At 40.7% G+C, this 725-nt stretch carries 1 pseudogene; it reads left to right on the top strand.

The annotated features are described in order from the left end of the window. A pseudogene (locus IQR33_RS23470) lies at positions 1-725 on the top strand (hypothetical protein); the annotation flags it as partial.

Below are 725 nucleotides of genomic sequence, written 5' to 3'. Positions count from 1 at the left end.
TACGCGAACAAATACCTGACTAGTAATAAGCTAATACCAAATGCACAACGTAATAGTGACTGCAGCTCTATTCTCAAAATTGTTCCTAGCGAAAGATATTTAAAAAACCTATTGGACCGCTTTAAATCAGACGAAGAACTACAGCAATACACCCGTTTTGATGTGATTTGCGCTACAGGGCAAAGAAACAACGAGAGTACAAAGCGAAAAGGTAATATGGTTATTCAGGGAACCAGTGATAAGTCTATAAGTGATTTATTGAAAGAGATGAAAGAGTCTGATTTAAATACAGGCTACCCACTGTTTCTATACGCTCCAATACGTGACTGGTCTACCCAAGAGGTTTTCACTTCCTTAGAACTTTCTGGAGCTAAGCCTCTTACTCGTAGTTTAGCTGGGCTCCCTCCCCTTCCCGGCTTCCTTTCTGATTTCGCCCTGCTTTTGGCCATTTATGGGAATGCTTCTTCTGATGTCTGTGAGATTGCAGTAGGACAAAAGAATTCAAATGGTTGCAATGGATCTAGTCGATTTGGATGCACACTATGCACAATGGTTCAACACGATAAAACCCAAAACTCACTAGCTAAACATACTCGATGGAAAGTGTTTTTACAGGAAGAGGTTCTGCGCATTAGAGATTTCATGTTTCAGCTGAGTTGCAATATGGATGCGAGAATGATGCATGCCAAAGCTATCGATTTTGCAGCATATCAACGAGTAGCATT

The organism is Vibrio sp. OPT46, assembly GCF_015163535.1.
GTDB lineage: Bacteria > Pseudomonadota > Gammaproteobacteria > Enterobacterales > Vibrionaceae > Vibrio > Vibrio alginolyticus.
This window is presented reverse-complemented; position numbering and strand designations above follow the sequence as displayed.